A 2,160-nucleotide genomic window follows, 5' to 3' on the forward strand; every position below is an offset into this window, starting at 1 on the left:
CCAGCAGCGCGCGACCGGCCGCCGCGAGCGCGCCCGCACCCGTCACGCCCAGCCGCTCGGCGTCGACGAGCGCCGCCTCCACCGCCGCGCGCGGCGGCACGGACCGCGGCGAGCGCCACCGCAGCGCGTCGTGCACGTCGTCACCGGTCGGTGCGGCCCCCGTCGGTGCGGCGGCCAGCACGTCGAGCACCGCACGCCGCAGCCGCGGCACCCACGGGCGCGCCAGCTCGGGGTCGAGCGCGGCCCGCAGCGCACCGCGCTCGTCGCGCGCACCCACGAGCCACGGCGTGCGCGACGACGCGAGCCACGCGCGGGCCAGCACGGCCCAGCGCTGCTCGACGTCCTGCGCGAGCCACACGTCGGCCTCGAGCGTCGGGACGAACGTGGGCGACTCCTCGCCGTCGTCCGCGAGCAGGCCCGCGGCCGCGGCGGTCTCGACGAGCCACGCGGCGTGCGCGTCGTCGACGTCGAGCGCCTGCGCCGTGCGGCGCAGGTCCCGCGCACCGAGCCCGCCCGCGCGCAGCACGCCCGGCGGCTGCGCGTCCCACCGGGCCAGCAGCTGGCGCACCAGGCGGACCGTGCGCTCGGCGGCCGCGGCGGACTCGGCCGCGACCGTGCGCGGGTCCCGCACCGGCGCGTCGGCCGCGGTCGGCGCGAGCGTGGGGGACCGGTGCGTGCGCCCGCCGCGCAGCGCGAGCGCGACGCGGCGCGGCAGCACGACGTGACGGCTGTCGCCGCGCACCAGCAGACCGTGCCGCACGAGCCACGTGACCGCGTCACCGGCCGGCGTCCCCGCGGGCGGCACGAGCCCCACGGGCGGCCCCCACAGCAGCGCGTCGAGCACCTGCGCGGCACCCGTCGGGGCGTCCGCGAGCAGCGCCGCGGGGTCGTGCGGGGCGTCGTCGGGCTCGGGCGTCGACGCGGGTGCCAGCCCGGCCGCCGACGGCCCGAGCGCGTCCGCCAGCCCGGGCGCGGCGTGCAGCGTGCCGTCGTCGTCGGGCCACAGCAGCGCCAGGGCGACCGCGTCGTCGACCGCGCGCCCCACCGCGTCCGCGTCCGCCGGCCCCGCGCCGACCGCCGCGAGGAGCCCCGCGCGCGTCGGCGCCGACGCGACGTCCGCGAGCACCACGGCCGCCTCCACGACCTGCAGCACGAGCGCGTCGACCCAGGTCAGGGCGCGGTCGAGGCTCGACCGGCTGGTGGCCCGCGCCGCCAGCGACGCGAGGGTCGCGGGGTGCGGCGTGGCCAGGTCGGGGCGGCGCACCAGCAGCGCGACGAGCTCGTCGTCGCTGCGTGCACGCAGGTACCCGGTGAACGTGGCCATCCGCACCACGATACGTGCGGACCCGGTGCGGGTGCTCAGCAGCCCTGCGACCACAGGGCCTTGGCCCAGCCGCCGAGCTGCCACGCGTACCGCGCCGCCCAGCGGTCCAGCCCGAGGCGCTCCCGCCGGGCCACGACCTGCACGCCCTCGGGCACGCACCGGCCGATCAGGAGCCGCGCGCGCAGCAGGTTCGGGGTCGCGGTCACGACCGTCACCGTGTCCCAGCCGTGCGCGGCCATCTCGTCACGGACCCAGCGCGCCTCGCCGCGCGTCGTGAACGGGTCCGGCCGTGCGCACGTCACGTCCAGCGAGCCGGGGTCCTCGCACAGCGGCACCCGGTCGTCGTCGTCCACCGACACCAGGACGGCGCCGGCGCGGCCCTGCTCGACGAGCTCGCGCGCCCACGCGACCCGCCACGGCTGCGGCGGGCCCAGCACGACGACGGCGTCGGCGACGCCCGGCGAGTCCTGGGGCGGCGCCACGAGGGTCGGCACGCCCGCGAGGGCGACCACCAGCGTGGTCGTCACCGTGGCCACGCCGAGGCGGCGCCACCGGCGTCGCCCGCCCCGCGCGACCTCGGCGACCGGCGGCGTCACCGGGCCGTCACGGGGTCGCCGCGCCCGCGTCGGGGGTCGTCCCGGTGCCGGGGTCCGGCTGCGGCGAGGGGCCTTCGCCGCCGGGGTCCGGGGCGGGTGCCGTCGGGTCCGGCGCCGACGGCGTCGTCGGGGCCGGGCCGGGGTCGGAGGGCGTGCCGGGGTCGTCCGTGCCCGGGCTCGACGCGTCCGGTGCGGCGCCGTCCGGGCCGGGGGCGGTGGTCGGGCCGCCCGCGCCGTCGG

1 protein-coding gene and 2 pseudogenes are annotated in these 2,160 nt (G+C 81.1%); all 3 read right to left on the reverse strand.

Going from position 1 to position 2,160, the window contains the following annotated elements; genetic code table 11:
- Window positions 1-1,324, reverse strand: a pseudogene (locus CS2_RS18160) (helicase-associated domain-containing protein); the annotation flags it as partial.
- Between the two features lie 35 nt (window positions 1,325-1,359).
- Complete coding sequence (locus tag CS2_RS18165) at window positions 1,360-1,851, reverse strand: YdcF family protein (protein ID WP_156442218.1); 492 nt, start codon at window positions 1,849-1,851, stop codon at window positions 1,360-1,362.
- 76 nt (window positions 1,852-1,927) lie between these two features.
- Window positions 1,928-2,160, reverse strand: a pseudogene (locus CS2_RS19460) (hypothetical protein); the annotation flags it as partial.

It is taken from the genome of Cellulomonas iranensis NBRC 101100 = JCM 18110 (assembly GCF_001552375.1).
Classification (GTDB): Bacteria; Actinomycetota; Actinomycetes; order Actinomycetales; family Cellulomonadaceae; genus Cellulomonas; species Cellulomonas iranensis.